The sequence below is a fragment of the Specibacter sp. NPDC057265 genome (assembly GCF_042668835.1).
In the GTDB taxonomy this organism is placed as follows: Bacteria; Actinomycetota; Actinomycetes; order Actinomycetales; family Micrococcaceae; genus Specibacter.
In genome coordinates, this window is the sequence record NZ_JBHUYE010000005.1 from 55,823 (window position 1) to 72,304 (window position 16,482).

13 protein-coding genes are annotated in these 16,482 nt (G+C 64.6%); 10 read left to right on the forward strand and 3 right to left on the reverse strand.

Annotated features, from left to right (window positions below; all coding sequences use genetic code 11):
• The 8 genes from lysA to ACFUCV_RS05460 all read left to right on the forward strand — a co-directional run bounded on the left by lysA (position 1) and on the right by ACFUCV_RS05460 (position 10,360).
• Entirely contained in the window at positions 1 to 1,455 is a 1,455-nt protein-coding gene (lysA, locus tag ACFUCV_RS05425; protein ID WP_380812959.1) for a diaminopimelate decarboxylase, read from the forward strand.
• Between the two features lie 6 nt (positions 1,456 to 1,461).
• Entirely contained in the window at positions 1,462 to 2,805 is a 1,344-nt protein-coding gene (locus ACFUCV_RS05430) for a homoserine dehydrogenase (protein ID WP_380812962.1), read from the forward strand.
• Positions 2,805 to 3,908 carry a threonine synthase gene (gene thrC, locus ACFUCV_RS05435; RefSeq protein ID WP_380812965.1) on the forward strand — a complete coding sequence of 368 codons (1,104 nt, stop codon included), beginning with the start codon at positions 2,805 to 2,807 and terminating at the stop codon, positions 3,906 to 3,908. Before ACFUCV_RS05430 ends, thrC begins: the two co-directional genes overlap by 1 nt.
• Positions 3,909 to 3,933: 25 nt before the next feature.
• A complete protein-coding gene (gene thrB, locus ACFUCV_RS05440) occupies positions 3,934 to 4,899 on the forward strand; it encodes a homoserine kinase (RefSeq protein WP_380812968.1) in 966 nt (321 codons plus the stop codon).
• 317 nt (positions 4,900 to 5,216) lie between these two features.
• Entirely contained in the window at positions 5,217 to 7,463 is a 2,247-nt protein-coding gene (gene rho / locus ACFUCV_RS05445) for a transcription termination factor Rho (protein WP_380812971.1), read from the forward strand.
• A 113-nt stretch (positions 7,464 to 7,576) separates the two neighbouring features.
• Positions 7,577 to 8,650 (forward strand): peptide chain release factor 1, encoded by a 1,074-nt coding sequence (gene prfA, locus ACFUCV_RS05450; protein WP_380812974.1) that lies wholly within the window; start codon positions 7,577 to 7,579, stop codon positions 8,648 to 8,650.
• Positions 8,643 to 9,521 (forward strand): peptide chain release factor N(5)-glutamine methyltransferase, encoded by an 879-nt coding sequence (gene prmC / locus ACFUCV_RS05455; RefSeq protein WP_380812977.1) that lies wholly within the window; start codon positions 8,643 to 8,645, stop codon positions 9,519 to 9,521. Before prfA ends, prmC begins: the two co-directional genes overlap by 8 nt.
• 50 nt (positions 9,522 to 9,571) lie before the next feature.
• Positions 9,572 to 10,360: an L-threonylcarbamoyladenylate synthase gene (locus ACFUCV_RS05460; RefSeq protein ID WP_380812980.1), complete on the forward strand. Its 789-nt coding sequence runs from the start codon at positions 9,572 to 9,574 to the stop codon at positions 10,358 to 10,360.
• On the opposite strand, the gene ACFUCV_RS05465 is transcribed toward ACFUCV_RS05460, so the two are convergent.
• Genes ACFUCV_RS05465 through ACFUCV_RS05475 form a run of 3 tightly spaced genes read right to left on the reverse strand, consistent with a single transcriptional unit; the run spans position 10,349 to position 13,201 of the window.
• The gene (locus ACFUCV_RS05465) at positions 10,349 to 11,332 is read right to left on the reverse strand and encodes an NAD-dependent epimerase/dehydratase family protein (protein WP_380812983.1); all 984 of its coding nucleotides are present in this window, start codon (positions 11,330 to 11,332) and stop codon (positions 10,349 to 10,351) included. The genes ACFUCV_RS05460 and ACFUCV_RS05465 overlap by 12 nt on opposite strands.
• 1 nt (position 11,333) lies before the next feature.
• Positions 11,334 to 12,305, reverse strand: a complete 972-nt coding sequence (locus tag ACFUCV_RS05470) for a glycosyltransferase (RefSeq protein WP_380812986.1) — start codon at positions 12,303 to 12,305, stop codon at positions 11,334 to 11,336.
• Positions 12,302 to 13,201 carry a glycosyltransferase family 2 protein gene (locus tag ACFUCV_RS05475; protein WP_380812988.1) on the reverse strand — a complete coding sequence of 300 codons (900 nt, stop codon included), beginning with the start codon at positions 13,199 to 13,201 and terminating at the stop codon, positions 12,302 to 12,304. Before ACFUCV_RS05475 ends, ACFUCV_RS05470 begins: the two co-directional genes overlap by 4 nt.
• A gap of 197 nt (positions 13,202 to 13,398) precedes the next feature.
• On the opposite strand from ACFUCV_RS05475, the gene ACFUCV_RS05480 reads away from it, so the two are divergent.
• Positions 13,399 to 15,297, forward strand: coding sequence for a polysaccharide biosynthesis protein (locus ACFUCV_RS05480; protein ID WP_380812991.1), 1,899 nt, complete (start codon positions 13,399 to 13,401; stop codon positions 15,295 to 15,297).
• Positions 15,297 to 16,334 carry a glycosyltransferase family 4 protein gene (locus ACFUCV_RS05485; protein WP_380812994.1) on the forward strand — a complete coding sequence of 346 codons (1,038 nt, stop codon included), beginning with the start codon at positions 15,297 to 15,299 and terminating at the stop codon, positions 16,332 to 16,334. The genes ACFUCV_RS05480 and ACFUCV_RS05485 overlap by 1 nt, the downstream gene beginning before the upstream one ends.
• Positions 16,335 to 16,482: the final 148 nt, after the last annotated feature.

Here is a 16,482-nt window from a genome sequence, read left to right on the forward strand (position 1 = left end):
GTGAACCACCAAGCCGCAGCCGGCGCAGAGCTGGCCCCTGCCTGGCTTCCCGCCGCCGGGGACCTCAATGAGCTTGTTCCCGCCATGTGGGCGCACGACGTCGAACGCGGTCCAGGCGGCGGTCTCACCATTGGCGGCATTGCCGTGAGTGAACTGAAAGAGCAGTACGGCACCCCGCTGTTTGTCATGAGCGAAGATGACTTCCGCGCCCGGGCCCGCACCTTCAAGGACGCCTTTGACGCGGCCTTTGCCGACATTTGCGGCGGCGTGGACGTCTACTACGCGGGGAAGGCCTTCCTGTCCACGGAAGTGGCGCGCTGGGTGGATTCCGAGGGGCTGCGCCTGGACACCTGCTCCGGGGGCGAGCTCGCCGTGGCCCGGCGTGCCGGTTTGACGGGTGAAAAGCTGGGCCTGCACGGGAACAACAAATCCGACGCGGAAATCAACCGCGCCCTGGACATGGACCTGGGCCGGATTGTGGTGGACAGCCTCCACGAATTGGTGCGGGTGGCGGATCTGGCCACAGCGCGCGGCACGGTGGCCAAGGTGATGCTGCGCCTGACCCCGGGCGTGCACGCCCACACCCATGAGTCCATTGCCACAGCGCATGAGGACCAAAAATTTGGCTTGTCCATGCTGCCCAGCGGCGCCACGGCGGAGATGGAACTGAGCCCCGCCGAGACCGCCGCCAAATTCGCTGTGGACTCGCCAGGCATCAACTTCCTGGGCTTCCACGCCCACATTGGTTCGCAGATCTTTGAAGCCGAGGGCTTTGAAATGGCAGCCCGCAGGCTGCTGGCCTTCACCGCCGAAATTCAGGGCAAGTATGCGGTGACCTTGCCCGAACTTGATCTGGGCGGCGGTTACGGCATTGCCTATACAGCCGTGGACTCCCCGCGGCCGGCGGCCGAGGTCGCCCAGGCGATGGCCGCCGTCGTCCGCGAAAGCTGCAGGGAGCTGGGCATCAAGGCCCCCAGGATCTCCATTGAGCCAGGGCGTGCCATTGTGGGCAGCACCACCTTCACCCTGTACGAGACCGGCACGCAAAAAACGGTGCAGGTGGAGGTGGACGGCCAGGAGGATCTGACCGCACCGCGCCGCTACGTTTCCGTGGACGGCGGCATGAGCGACAATGCCCGCCCGGTGCTCTATGAGGCCGATTATGCGGCAGTGCTGGCCAACCGCAGCTCCGACGCGGCAGCTGCGCTGTCCCGAGTGGTGGGCAAACATTGCGAGAGCGGTGACATTGTTGTTAGAGATGTATATCTGCCCAATGACGTGGCGGCCGGGGATCTGCTTGCAGTTCCCGGAACGGGCGCGTATTGCTGGGCACTGGCCAGCAATTACAACTACGTGCCCCGTCCGCCAGTAATTGCCGTCAAGGACGGCATTGCACGCCTCATTGTGCGTGGCGAAACAGAAGATGATTTACTGGCACGCGATTTAGGGGCCTAGAGACCTTTGACAGAGCGCAACACCGTGGACACGAACGCGTCCGCCAACACTAAAACCCTGAGGGTGGCGCTCCTGGGCGCCGGGAATGTGGGCTCCCAAGTGGCCCGCATTCTGCTCGACGACGCCGAGGGCCTCGCCGCCCGCACGGGAGCCCGGCTGGAACTGCTCGGCATTGCCGTGCGGAACGTTGATGCACCGCGTGAGGTGGCAATTCCCCAGGAGCTGTTCACCACTGACGCCTCGGCGCTGGTGCGCGGTGCGGACATTGTCATTGAACTGATGGGCGGACTGGAACCGGCCCGGAGTTTGATCCTGGAAGCCATTGAATACGGTGCCACCGTGATCACCGGCAACAAGGCGCTGCTGGCAGTGGACGGGCCCACCCTGTACGAAAAGGCCGACGCCGCCGGCGTGCAGCTCTCCTACGAGGCGGCGGTGGCCGGGGCCATCCCGATCCTGCGCCCCATTGTCGATTCCCTGGCGGGGGACAAGATCACCCGTGTCATGGGGATCGTCAACGGCACCACCAACTTCATCCTTGACGCCATGGATTCCACCGGCGCGGACTTTGCCGAAGCATTGGCCGAGGCCACGCGGCTGGGGTACGCGGAGGCTGATCCCACGGCCGACGTCGAAGGTCATGACGCCGCAGCCAAGGGCGCCATCCTGGCCTCCCTGGCCTTCCACACCCGGGTTGCGCTGGAGGACGTGGATTGCCAAGGCATCACGGCCGTCACGGCCGCTGACATTGCGGCCGCCCAGGACGCCGGATACGTCATCAAGCTGCTGGCCATCGCCGAAAAGCTCAACTCAGGTGTCTCCGTCCGGGTGCATCCGACGTTGATTCCCCGCGAACACCCGCTGGGCGCCGTCCGCGGCGCCTTCAACGCAGTGTTTGTGGAGGCCGAAAACGCCGGCGAGCTCATGTTCTACGGCCGCGGCGCCGGAGGTGCCCCCACGGCGTCGGCCGTCATGGGCGACGTGGTCTCGGCTGCCCGCCGGCTGGTGCTGGGCGGACCGGGCAAAACCGACTCCACCGTGGAAGTGCTGCCGGTGCTGCCCATTGATGCGGTGGCCACCCGCTACTGCATTGGTCTGGAGGCGGCGGACCAGCCGGGCGTGCTGTCCAAAATCACTGCATTGTTCGCCGAACATGGTGTCTCCATTGAGACCATGCGTCAAACAGTGCACCGCGACGGGGATGGCGGAAGCAACGGAACCGTCTCCGCGGAACTGCGCTTTGTTACCCACCGCGCAAGCGAGGCTGCCCTGGCAGCAACCGTCGAGGCCATCCGCGGCCTGGACATCATTAATTCAGTTACGAGTGTCTTGAGGGTGGAGGGAGTCTAATGGCTCATCAGTGGCGCGGGGTTGTCCGCGAATATGCAGAGCGTTTGCCGGTCACGGCGGAAACCAAAATCATCACCCTGGGGGAGGGCGGCACACCTTTGGTGCCTGCCCGGCACCTCTCGGAGCTGACCGGATCCACCGTGTACTTGAAGGTGGAGGGCATGAACCCCACCGGCTCCTTCAAGGACCGTGGGATGACCATGGCCATGACGGCAGCCGTGGCCAACGGCGCCAAGGCAGTGGTGTGCGCCTCCACCGGCAACACCTCCGCCTCGGCGGCGGCCTATGCGCAGGCAGCCGGCCTCACCTGTGCGGTGCTGGTCCCGGAAGGCAAAATCTCCATGGGCAAGCTCAGCCAGGCCGTGGCCCACGGCGCCACGATCCTGCAGGTGGACGGCAACTTTGACAACTGCCTTGACGTGGCACGCAAGCTGGCCGATTCCTACCCGGTGTTCCTGGTGAATTCAGTCAATCCGGCCCGCATCGAGGGCCAGAAGACCGGTGCCTTCGAGGTGGTGGACGCCCTGGGTGACGCCCCCGACTACCATGTGCTGCCCGTGGGCAATGCCGGAAACATCAGCGCCTACTGGCGCGGGTACAAGGAATACTGCGCCCCGTACGAATCGGCGGAAAACGGCACCCTGGCGCCGGTGTCCACCCGCACGCCAACCATGTGGGGCTTCCAGGCAGCAGGAGCGGCGCCCTTCGTGGCCGGGCACCCCATTACCGAACCCGACACCGTCGCCACCGCCATCCGCATTGGCAACCCGGCGTCGTGGGACATGGCAGTGGCCGCCCGCGACGAGTCCGGCGGACTCATTGAAGCCGTTACGGATGAGCAGATTCTTGCTGCCCACCGCTGGCTCTCGGCCAAGGAGGGCGTGTTCGTGGAACCTGCCTCGGCCGCCGGCGTTGCCGGCCTGTTGAAGAAGCACGCCGCAGGCGAGGTTCCCACCGGGAAAACCTTCGTCATCACCGTCACCGGCCATGGTTTGAAGGATCCCGACTGGGCCCTGAAGAACGCTGACGGCAGCACGGCCGCGCCGCGCTCGGTTGTCTTTGACGTGGTGACAGTTGCCGATGCGCTGGGCCTGACGGACTAGCGGAACCCTGATGACAAGGTCCACCATGGTTTCCCCGCTTGTGAAAACCCCCGCCAGCGCCACGGCAACGGTTCGCGTCCCCGGCACCAGTGCCAACCTGGGACCGGGCTTCGACTCCCTGGGCTTGGCGGTGTCGCTGCATGACAGCTTGTCAGTCACGGTCCTGGACGGGAATGAACTGGAGTTTTCCCTCAGCGGGGAGGGCGCGGCGGAACTGCCCAGGGATGCCAGTCACCTGGTGGTGAAGACGCTGGAGACTGCCTGGGCCCGCCTGGGCTACCGCCGCCCCGGGCTGCGGATCACCGCCGTCAATGTGCTGCCGCACGGGCGCGGCCTGGGCTCCTCCGCCGCCGCCATTGTTGCCGCCATCATGGCAGCGAACGCCCTCGTGGCGGTGGAGGACCGCCAGGACAGCAACTGGGTGCTGCAGCTGGCTTCGGAACTGGAAGGCCATCCAGACAACGTGGCCCCGGCCATCTTTGGTGCCGTGGCCATTTCCTGGGCCGAAGGTGCGGCCTACGCCAGTGCCAGGCTCACGCCGTCGGACGCCGTGATCCCGGTGGTGGCGATCCCGAACGTGGAACTTAAGACCGAACGCGCCCGCGGCATGCTGCCGGCCTCGGTGCCGCACGCGGACGCCGCGGCCAACGCCGGCCGGGCAGCGCTGCTGATGCATGCCTTGACGCACGATCCGGCGCTGTTGCTGGCGGGAACACGTGACTACCTGCACCAGGATTACCGTGCCTCAGCCATGCCCGAAAGCGCCGCATTGGTGACCGGTCTGCGGGCTGCCGGACATGCAGCGTTCATTTCGGGGGCCGGCCCCACCGTCATGGTGCTGGCCAACGGTGCGGCCGAGGCGGACCAAGTTGTGCGCCGCATCACGAATGAGGGCGAAAAGGGCGCCCATGCCGACGCAAAAAGCGTGTCATGGCGGGTTTTACGGCTGCAAGTGGACCTTGAGGGTGCTAAAGTGGAAGTGCATCCGTAGCTCACAAATCTTTCCCCACTGGTCATTCTCTTGATCTGCGCGGAATTTACTGATGCCTCCCTTGCGGCCCATGTTGTCTTCTATGGCGTCTGCCGCTCCAATGCATGGCAGCCGCAGCAATGGAAAAGATCAAAAGCTCCCCGTGAGATTTGATTCCAAGGGTGAACCCATTCATTTCCCGCGCCCCTGACCAGTGCAGACGCGAAAAATGGAACCTTGGATTCTTGACCCTGCCTGTGCGGCAGCAGGCGTCGAATCCGACACTAATCATCGCGGCCCCAGCCACTGGGCCCGCCATCGAGGGGGAAGGATCCTTCGTGACCGAAACCATAACTTCAGCTGCTGCTCCTAAAGCTGCTGAATTAAATCAAGCCACTGCTCCGGCAAAGTCTGCCGGCCTGGCAGGCCTGAAGCTGGCCCAACTGCAGGTACTTGCAGGCCAGCTGGGCATCACCGGCGGCTCGCGGATGCGCAAGGGGGACCTGGTGGATGCCATTTCAGCCCATCAGCGCGGCTCGTCCGTTGCCGACCGCCCCGCTGCCGGCGCCGACCCGGCGACCAAATCCGCCCCGGCCAAGCGCGGATCCCGCAGGGCCTCCGCAGCTGAAAGCGCGCCGGGCTCCGCCGCGGAAAAGCCTGCAGCGGACACTGGCGCAGCCGCCAGCCCCGCCGCTGAAAACAGCGCAGCCGCCAGCCCCGCGGCTGAAAACAGCGCAAGCGAAAACACCGAACGTCCCACACGGGGCCGGCGCACCCGCCGCGCCTCCAGCAGCGACGGTGTTGTTACCACCGGAACCCAGGAACCAGCTGTGCAGGAGGCTGCCGCAGAAACCGAGCCCGGCGCGGCAACAAGTGATTCCGACGGCGAAAACCGCCGCCAGCCACGCACCCGCAACCGCCGGGCACAGGGTGGCGGACGTACCCAGGAAGCCACAGCGGAAGCTTCGCAGACGCAGGCACCGGCAGCGGAACCCGCCGACAACGGCGCCGCCGAGCAGACCGCTGCCGACACCGGTGAAGGCGCCGAGCGCACGGGCCGCAACGGACGCAACAGCCGCAATGACCGGAACGACCGCAACCAGCGTTCCGAACGCAACGCCAACGCAGGCAACGGCTCCAACGCCTCCAACGCCTCTGGCAATGCAGCCACCGCCGGCAACTCCAACAACAACGACGACGAGGACGGGACGCGGAACAACCGCAACCGCCGCAACCGCCGTGACCGGAACGCCAACGACTCCAATGACAGGAACGACCGTTCGGACCGCAACGACCGCGGCGGCAACAACAGCCGCAACGACCGCAACGACCGCAATGACCGTTTCCGTGACCGCAACGAACGCCGTCGTGGCCGCAACGCCGGACCGGACTTTGACGACACTGAAGTAACCGAGGACGATGTCCTGTTGCCCGTGGCCGGCATCCTGGACATTCTGGACAACTACGCCTTTGTCCGCACCTCCGGCTACCTGCCCGGATCCAATGACGTCTACGTGTCCTTGAACCAGGTAAAGAAGTACAACCTGCGCAAGGGCGACGCCGTCGTCGGTGCCATCCGTGCGCCGCGCGAAGGCGAGGACCGCAGCCAGGGCCAAAGCGCGCGTCAAAAGTTCAATGCGCTGGTGCGCGTCACCAGCGTCAACGGCAAGAACCCCGATGAACTTAAAGACCGTGTGGAGTTCGCCAAGCTGGTTCCGCTGTACCCCTCCGAGCGCCTGCGCCTGGAAACGGATCCCAAAAAGGTGGGTCCGCGCGTCATTGACCTGGTGGCTCCCATCGGCAAGGGCCAGCGTGGTCTGATCGTCTCCCCGCCCAAGGCTGGAAAGACCTTGATCCTGCAGGCCATCGCCAATGCAATCACCATCAACAACCCCGAAGTCCACCTCATGATGGTCCTCGTTGATGAGCGTCCGGAAGAAGTCACGGACATGCAGCGCACTGTCAAGGGTGAGGTCATTGCCTCCACCTTCGACCGTCCCGCCGATGACCACACCCAGGTGGCCGAGCTCTCCATTGAGCGCGCCAAGCGGTTGGTGGAAATGGGCATGGACGTGGTGGTCCTGCTGGACTCCATGACCCGTTTGGGCCGTGCCTACAACAACTCCGCACCTTCCTCCGGACGCATCCTCTCCGGTGGCGTGGACTCCGCGGCCCTGTACCCGCCCAAGCGCTTCTTTGGTGCAGCCCGCAACATTGAAAATGGCGGTTCGCTGACCATTTTGGCCACGGCGCTGGTGGAAACCGGCTCCAAGGCCGATGAAGTCATCTTCGAGGAGTTCAAGGGAACGGGCAACATGGAGCTGCGGCTTTCACGCCAGCTCGCCGACAAGCGCATCTTCCCGGCCGTTGACGTCAACGCCTCCGGCACGCGCCGTGAAGAGAACCTGTTGTCAGCGGAGGAAGTGAAGATCATGTGGCGTCTGCGCCGCGTGCTCTCCGGCCTGGAAATGCAGCAGTCGCTGGAACTGCTGACCTCCAAGATCCGTGAAACGCAGTCCAATGTTGAGTTCCTCATGCAGATCCAGAAGACCACCCTGGGCTCCAAGGCGGAGCAGGACAAGTAGCTGCAGACAAGAGGCGGGGCCGCACATCACCGTGCGGGCCCGCCTCTTGGCATTGGTGCCGGTGCTTAGATAGAAGTTATTAGACTTGACTTGATGTCGAGAGAGGTTTTCACATGTTTGAATCCATCCACGGGCTCCTTGATGAGCACGCCGAGCTGCAAATGCGCCTGAGCGAGCCGGAAGTCCACGCCAATCAAGGGCTGGCCCGCAAGCTCGGCCGCCGCTATGCGGAACTGAGCAATGTGGTGGAGGGCTACCACCAGGTGGAGACATTGGCGGACGACCTTGAGGCCGCCCGGGAAATGGCAAGCGAGGATGCCGAATTTGCCGCCGAGGTCCCCGTGCTGGAGGGACAGCTCGCTGCGGCCCAGGAAAAGCTGCGCCGGCTGCTGATTCCCCGCGATCCCGACGACGCCCGCGACGTGATCCTGGAGGTCAAGGCCGGGGAGGGTGGGGATGAGGCGGCGCTTTTTGCCGCGGACCTGGTCCGCATGTACACCCGTTACGCCGATTCACGGAGCTGGAAGACCGAAGTCATTTCAGCAACCGAGTCCGACCTGGGTGGCTACAAGGACATCTCCATTGCCGTCAAAGGCCGCTCCAATGACCCTGCCGAGGGTGTTTTTGCACGCCTGAAATTCGAAGGCGGGGTGCACCGCGTGCAGCGCGTGCCGGCCACTGAAAGCCAGGGACGCATCCACACCTCGGCTGCCGGCGTGCTGGTGCTGCCGGAAGTTGATGAGCCCGAGGAAGTGGACATCAGCGCCAACGATCTCAAGATTGACGTCTACCGCTCCTCCGGTCCAGGCGGCCAGTCGGTGAACACCACGGATTCGGCCGTGCGCATCACGCACCTTCCCACCGGCATTGTGGTGGCCATGCAGAATGAGAAATCGCAGCTGCAAAACCGCGAAGCCGGCATGCGGGTGCTCCGGGCCCGCATCCTGGCGCACCAGCAGGCCATTGTGGACGCTGAGAACTCGGCCGTGCGCAAGTCGCAGATCCGCACCATGGACCGCTCCGAGCGCATCCGCACCTACAACTACCCGGAAAACCGGATTGCTGACCACCGCACCGGCTACAAGGCCTACAACCTTGACGCCGTGATGAACGGGGACCTTGAGCCGGTGGTGCAGTCGGCCATTGAAATGGACGAGCAGGCCCGGCTGGACGCGCTCGGTGACTGAGCCGGCTCCCGGGGAATCCCTGGCCGAGGCGGTGCACCACGCCACCACTGTGCTGGCCTCCGCGGGTGTGCCTTCGGCGGCCGTGGACGCCCAATTGCTCGCCTGCCACCTGTTGGGGGTAAGCCGTGGCGAACTGGCAGCCATGTTATTTGGTACAAGCGTGTCACCACCGGGCTACCGAGAACTTGTGGCACGCCGCGCCGCACGGGAGCCGCTGCAGCACATCACCGGACTGGCGCCGTTCAGACACTTGGAGCTGGCGGTGGGTCCGGGCGTTTTTGTACCCCGGCCGGAAACTGAAACCGTGGTGCAGCTGGGCATAGACGTCTTAACACGTCTGCGCCATGAACGCGGCCCGGAGGCTCAGCTGACCGCCGTTGACCTGGGCACCGGCTCCGGTGCCATAGCCGGTTCCCTGGCCACCGAAGTGCCCGGCTGCCAGGTGTACGCGGTGGAACTAAGCGATGATGCCTTCCCCTGGGCGGTGCGCAATCTTGCCGGCAGCAACGTCACCCTCATCCAGGGGGACCTGCGTGATGCCTTCGCCGAACTCAATGGTGCGGTGGACGTGGTGGTCTCCAACCCCCCGTACATTCCAGCGGCCGCCATCCCGCGTGAAGTGGAGGTGCGTTTACACGATCCCCACATGGCACTTTATGGTGGAGGGGAAGACGGCATGGAACTGCCGGTGGCGGCCGCCACAACAGCTGCGCGGCTGCTGCGCCCCGGCGGCTTCTTCGTGATGGAGCACGCGGAAGTCCAGGGGGCCCGGATGGCCGAAATGTTCCAAGGCAGTGGCAACTGGCACAAGGTGCAGGGGCATCAGGATTTAGGCGGCCGGGACAGGGCCACCAGCGGCATTCGCCGTTGACCAAGGAGCGGCGTCCCGTGCGCGGGCGCTGTAATGAAAGAATGGATCACGTGAGTACCACTTCCTATAACTGCACCAATGAAGGACAGCGCGCCGAGGGCCTGGCCCACGCGCAAAAAGCCATTGCCGCCAAGCAGGTCATTGTGATGCCCACCGACACCGTGTACGGCATCGCCGCCGACGCCTTCTCACCCCAGGCCGTGGCAACGCTCCTGGCCGCCAAGGGCCGTGGACGCAACATGCCCCCGCCGGTGCTCATTGCCCGCATTGGCACCATGGAAGGTTTGGCCACCGACATTCCCGACGACGCCCGCAAGCTGGCGGAAAAATACTGGCCGGGGCCGCTGACCTTGATTTTCCATGCCCAGCCCACCTTGACCTGGGATCTGGGGGAGACACAGGGCACCGTGGCCCTGCGGGTGCCCGATGACCGGCTGGCCCTGGAACTGTTGGAACTGACCGGACCCCTGGCTGTCTCCAGCGCAAACCGCACCGGACAAACCGCCGCCCAAACGGCGTCCGGGGCACGTGCGCAGCTGGCCGAATCCGTGGAGGTGTACCTGGAGGACGGCTTTCGCCCCGTGGAAGGTACAGACCCGACACCCTCGACCATTGTTGACGCCACCGGGCTGCGGCTGCGGGTGGTCCGCGAGGGTGCCATCAGCCTGGCCCAGATCCAGGAGCTGGTCCCCAGTGCCCTGGGCGGTGACGCGGAAGCTGCCATGTGGGCTCCGGTGAACCTGGGCAAGGAAGCGGCGCCGGATGCACCCGCTGCGGACCCTGCCGAGGAGGCAAGGCCCGAGCCCACGCCCCCGGCAGTTCCGCACTCAGGCCCCTAAGCTGCCCTGCGCCCTGCGGCGCGCCTGTTCCAAAACCTGAGCTGCCGACGGGGTGGGAAGCAGGCCCACGGTTTGGGCCCACCCCGGTTCCTGGTCCTGCCCGAACCACATCAGTTCCACCCGGCGCAAAGAGCCGTGGAGCCGTTCGCCCAGCAAGCGCGAGGACACCGCAAAGCCGGCCGCCAAGGCTGCACGGCAAAGACCGCGAGGCAAGGACAACGGGCGGCGCCCGCCCGCGGCCACGAGCACCCCGCGGACATCCAGGCCTTCCCAGGGCTGCAGCACCACCGCCGGGACTTCCCCTGCATGCTGGGCCACCTCCGCAACAAACCACGCCAGGGCCGCAAGTGAACTGACGGGGGTGGGTGCAGTACCGGGGGAGGCCACCGACGCCAAGGGGGAGCGGGCAATGGCCACCAGGGATTGTGTGGTGGCCCTGTCCGCCCCCTGCACCGATGTGGCACGCACCGTGACAAGGCTGAGATGGTCAGCGGTGGCCGGAGCCAGCAGCTCCAGCGCCTCCTCGCCCAGGGCCTTCGAGCGGGAATAGGCGGAAAAAGGCGCCCGTTCACCACTTTCGTCAATGCTGCTGCGCTGGCCCTGGACCGAGGCGCTGCTGAGGTGAATGAATCTCCCGGTGCCGGCGGCGCGGGCGGCCGACGCCACCACTGCCGGCAGCAGGGCATTGGCACCGGTCAGGGCCGGCGAGGCAGCGGCACCTGGCAGTGCCAGGCCCGCGGCATTGATGACCACGTCAACATTGGCTAGGGCAGCGGCCAGGGACGCGCGGGCAGGTGCGGCAAGGGCTTCGTCCAGCAGCTCCCGCGCCGTGGCGGCAGAACTGGCCAGGCGCGGGGCCGGCAGGACAACCACGCTGTGGCCACGGGCTTGCAGTTCCGCCACCACGGCGCTGCCCACAAAGCCAGTGCCACCCAAAACCAGATAATTCCGGGTTTCCTTCAGGCCTGACACGTCAATTGCCGCCTTCCAGGGCCGGCATGGGCAGAAAATCCTTGGCAGCCATGATGCGCCGCGATTCCCGCCAGCCGGCAAGCAGCCTGCCCACGCCACGGAAGGACTTCTCCACGGCCACCAGCCGCAGCAGCTCCTTGCCGGCTGTCAAAACCGTGCCCAGGGCAAAGCCAACAGCATTGAAGCTGCCGTGCACGCGCAGGTACTGCGCCACCAGGCCCCGATTGCGCATCACGTAATACCTGCCCAGATCGGAGGAGTCATTTAAGTGGCGGATGCCCAAATCAATGGAGCGCTGCGCCCGTGCCTTGTGCAGCACAAATTCATTGACGTACCGCACGGGCCCGTGCCGCGAAATCAACCAGCCATAGACCGTGTCATCCCAGGTGAGGAAGAAACGCGGGTCCGGCAGGCCCACCCGTGCCACGGCATTGCGGTGCACCAGCATGCCCTCAAAACAGCCCGCATTGGTGGCGAATTCATTTGAATGGCTGAAAACATCCCCCGGCACCGGCAACGGAAATCCCAAAAAGGTGCTGAAGCGGTTTTGCCAGTAAAAGGGTTCTCCCGCGGCGTCGTAACGCCTGCCCACCAAGGCGTCGTAGCGTTCCATCCAGGGCCCAAAGGCGCCGATGGCCCCGGGAACCACTGTGACGTCGTCGTCCATCAACCACATCCACTGCGCACCCTCGGCCAGGGCCCGCTCCACCCCGGCAGAGAAACCGCCCGCGCCACCGGAGTTTGCGGCCAACTCGTGATGCAGCACGGCGATCGGGTGCGCCAGTGCGGCCAAGTGCGCCTGGGCTGCCGTGATGACGGCGGCGGTGCCGTCGGTGCTGGCATTGTTCACCACCACCACAGCGTCGGGGGCCGGACGCAGCTCAGCCACCGAGGCCAACAAAGCCTGCAGATACGCGGCACGGTTGAAGGTGGTGATGACCAAAAAGAACGCCCCGTGCCTGTCGGCGCTCAAAATTTCTGCTCCTGAACAGGTCCAAACTTTGCCCCCCGCAGCCCGGAGCCGTAAGTCCTGGCCCACAACAGCAGACCCTTCACATCACCCTTTTTTAGAAAATACAGCGGGTAGCCCACCACATCCGCCACAAAGGAACGGACCCGGCGGTGCCTGCGGGTCAAGTGACCCCGGTTGCGGTAGTAGTAAAAGCGCTTGAAGGGCGTTTCGGGAACCAGCACATGCAGACGGTCGCCGAGGACTTCCTGCACCTCGCCCCAGCCCACGGGATGGCTGAGCGCCACCGAGGTGACGGTGCCGAAGCTGATCTTGGCCTGGCGCAGGCGCAGCATGAAGTCGGTCTCGTCCCCGCGGATGAACAGCCGCAGGTCGGGCAGGCCCACCTTGAAAAAGACATCGCTGCGGATCAGGGCGCCATTGAAAAACTGCCCCACATTGTCAATGAAGCCCAGCGGTTCCACCTTTGAACGCTCATGCGTGAGATGCCCGTCAATCCGGAACGGGAAGGACAGCTTGTCCGGCTCGCCCGGGGCCACAATGATGGGCAGCACCACATCGAGCCGGCGCTCCTTCGCCGCCGCCAGCAAGGTGGCCAGGGCCTGCGGATCCTCCGGGTGGGCGTCGTCGTCCATGATCCACACCCACTGTGCCCCCGAGGCGATGGCGTTGAGGATCGCCAGGGAAAAGCCGCCGGCGCCGCCCAGGTTTGCCAGGGAACGGATGTAATTGACGTCCGCCGGGGCCTCTGCGGCAATGGCGCTGACATCCTGCGTGCCGGAATCAACCAGGGTGATGGCGTGCGGGGCGTGGGTTTGGGCGGACAAGGCAGCGAGCAGTGTCCGCACGTCCGCGGGCCTGTCAAAGGTAACGGCAGCCACGGCTACGGAATCGGTCAAGGAAGATCCTCTCGGTGCCTGCCCGCGGTGGATGAACGGCTTGCGGCAGGGCTGAAGCGCGGGTAATCGCCGTGAAGGGATTACTATTCTTGTGTAACCTCCACTTTAGTACAGCCCTCCTCATGGCCAGCTGCGCCGTGGTGGATCGAGGCGGGCGCACCCCTTCACCTGGCAGAAAACGGAAAATACGAATCACGTTGAATACCTCCAGCAAAAAAGCAGGCGCCCAAAACGCAGCCGCCACCGGAACGGGTGCTTCCGGGGACAGCGAGCAAAAACCCCGGCTTTGGCTCGCCTCCCAGGCAGTCCTTGATTCCGTGTCCTGGGCCTTGGCGCTCGTGCTGGCGGTGCTGCTGCGCTATGAACTCGACGTGGCCCTGATCAATGCCCCGGGTCTGCTGGTGCTGATGGCGGTGGCCGCAGCGACCCAGCTCATTGCAGGCTGGTACATGGCCCTGTACCGGGGCCGGTACACCTTTGGCAGCATCCACGAGGCCAGGATTCTCGTGGCCGTGACGCTCATTGTGGCCGTGGTGGCCAGCATTTTCCTTTCCGTGCTCATCAATGAACTGCACATAGCCCGTTCCGTGGCCGTCATAGCCTTCCCCTTCGCCGCGCTGCTCATGGCCGCCGTGCGTTACGCCAAACGTCTTTATGTGGAAGGCAAACCCACCTTTGGTGAAGAAGCCCAGCGCACCTTGATTTACGGGGCCGGCTTTTTGGGCAACTCCCTGATCACCCGCATGCTGCAGGATCCCGAATCGCCCTACGTTCCCGTGGGGCTCATTGATGACAATCCCGCCAAGAAGCACCTGCGCCTGAGCTCGGTGGGTGTTTTGGGTGTGGGGGAGGACCTGCCGGAAATCATCAAGCGCACCAAATCCACGGTGGTGGTGCTGGCCATGGCGAATCTTGACGCACGCCAGATCCGCACCATTTCAGACCGCGTCTCCGGTCTCGGCGTGAAGGTGCTGGTGCTGCCGCCGCTGCAGGACATGCTCAGCCCCGAAACCGACAAGGACCACAAGGGCGGACTGGCTGACTTTCGGGAAATTGACGTTGCGGACCTCATTGGCCGTTCCCCGGTGGAAACCCAGGTGGAACAAATTGCCGGCTACGTCAAGGGCAGGCGGGTTCTTGTCACCGGTGCCGGTGGATCCATTGGTTCGGAACTGTGCCGTCAGCTCCACGGCTTTGAACCCGCCGAGCTGATCATGCTGGACAGGGATGAATCCGGGCTGCAGCACACCCAGCTGTCCATTTGGGGCCACGGGCTGCTCGACAACAAGAACATTGTGCTGGCGGACATTCGCGACGCGCAGTCGCTGACGAAGATCTTTGCCGAACACCGTCCCGAGGTGGTGTTCCACGCAGCCGCCCTCAAACACGCGCCCCTGCTGCAGATGTACCCGGAAGAGGGTTGGAAGACCAACGTGATAGGAACCTTGAACGTGCTGCAGGCGGCCCGCGCGGTGGACGTTGACACTTTTGTCAACATTTCCACCGACAAGGCCGCCAGCCCCACCACGGCGCTGGGCCACTCCAAGCGTGCTGCGGAAAAGCTCACCTCCTGGATGGCGGGGCAGACCCAGCGCAGCTACGTCTCGGTGCGCTTTGGCAATGTCATTGGCAGCCGCGGCTCCATGCTGCCGCTCTTTACCGACCAGATCAACAAGGGCGGCCCCGTCACTGTCACCCACCCGGATGTGACGCGCTTCTTTATGACCATTCCCGAGGCCTGCCAGCTGGTCATCCAGGCAGGCGCCATTGGCCACGGCGGGGACGTGCTGATCCTGGACATGGGGGAGCCTGTGCGCATCATGGACGTGGCCGAACGCATGATTGCGATGTCGGGACGGGACATTAAAATTGAAATCACCGGCCTGCGTCCTTCGGAAAAGCTCCACGAACAACTCACCGGCGACGATGAAATCAACGACCCCGACGGGCACGCCAAAATTTCCCATACGCACGCCCGCCCCCTGGACCCGGCGGAGCTGGACCTTGGGCTGTGGCTGCGCCGGACCCGGGAAGAGGCCGGCCCGGACGGTGCCAGCATTGATGATTCCGACGGCGACGTTGCGGCGGGTGCCTGATGGAACCCTGGGCATTTGCCGCCGTGGCAGCCGTGGCACTGGTTTTGGCACTGCTGTTGCCGTTTTTCGTACGCCCGCTGCTGGCCCGCGCCGGCGTACTTGACGTCCCCAATGCACGCTCCTCCCATTCGGTGCCCACCATCCGGGGGATGGGAATTACGACGGCGGTGGCCTTGCCTGCCGCTGTTGCCGTGGCGTGGTTCCTGCCCCAGACACCGGTGGCCGCGCAGGGGCGCTTGACGCTGCTGGTGATTCTCGGCGTGGTGCTGGCAGCCTCCACCATAGGCTGGCTTGAGGACATCCGGGGCCTGTCGGTGAAGGTGCGTGCCGGACTGCAGTTGGCCGTGGGTGCGCTGGCCACGGCGGCAGTGGCGCTTATTGATCCGGGCCAACAACAGTTGTGGCTGATTCCGGCCGGAGCCCTGGCCGTGGCGGCATACGTCAATGTCAGCAACTTCATGGACGGCATCAACGGCATTTCCGGCATGCATGGGCTGCTGGTGGGAGGCTTCTATGCCTACGCCGGATATGCCAGCGGCAACGCATGGCTGGTGTACGCCGGCATTGCCATTGCCGCTGCCTACGCCGGTTTTCTGCCCTGGAACCTCAGCCGGAACAGGGTGTTTCTCGGGGATGTGGGCAGCTATCTTCTGGGTGCGGCCATTGCCGTCAGCGCCATGTGCGCATTCCTGGTGGGGGTCGCGCCGGAGTACATCTTCTCACCCGTGCTGATTTATCTCACCGACACCTTTGTGACCTTCCTGCGGCGCCTTTTGGCGGGGGAGCGCTGGTATGCGGCGCACCGCCAGCACGTCTACCAGCGGCTGACCATTGTGGGCCTGGGCCACCTGCAGGCCACGGCAGTGGTCAGCGGGGCAACTGTGGCCGTCAGCGTGCTGGGAATCATTGCCGCCCGGGGCAATGAATTGACCCAGATCCTCGCCACCACGGCCGGATTCGTGGTGCTGCTGTGCTATTTGCGCACCCCCACCCTGTTTCAAAAGCTGCTCCGGCGGCGTGGGGAACGTCAGCTGTGAGTCATATATCTGAATCCAACGTGCAACACGAGTTCTATCTCGTGTAGAATTGTTGACGGTGACACCACCAATCCCCGCCCGTGAATGGGCACCCGCCTGAGACGACGGAGCTCCCATGAAGGACCACAGGGCACCTAACGGTGCAGCG

What these genes read in the sequence shown, in the direction of transcription:
- prfA (WP_380812974.1), top strand. Translation starts at nt 7,577, where the DNA reads ATGTTTGAATCCATCCACGGGCTCCTTGATGAGCACGCCGAGCTGCAA.
- thrC (WP_380812965.1), top strand. Translation starts at nt 2,805, where the DNA reads ATGGCTCATCAGTGGCGCGGGGTTGTCCGCGAATATGCAGAGCGTTTG.
- thrB (WP_380812968.1), top strand. Translation starts at nt 3,934, where the DNA reads ATGGTTTCCCCGCTTGTGAAAACCCCCGCCAGCGCCACGGCAACGGTT.
- ACFUCV_RS05485 (WP_380812994.1), top strand. Translation starts at nt 15,297, where the DNA reads ATGGAACCCTGGGCATTTGCCGCCGTGGCAGCCGTGGCACTGGTTTTG.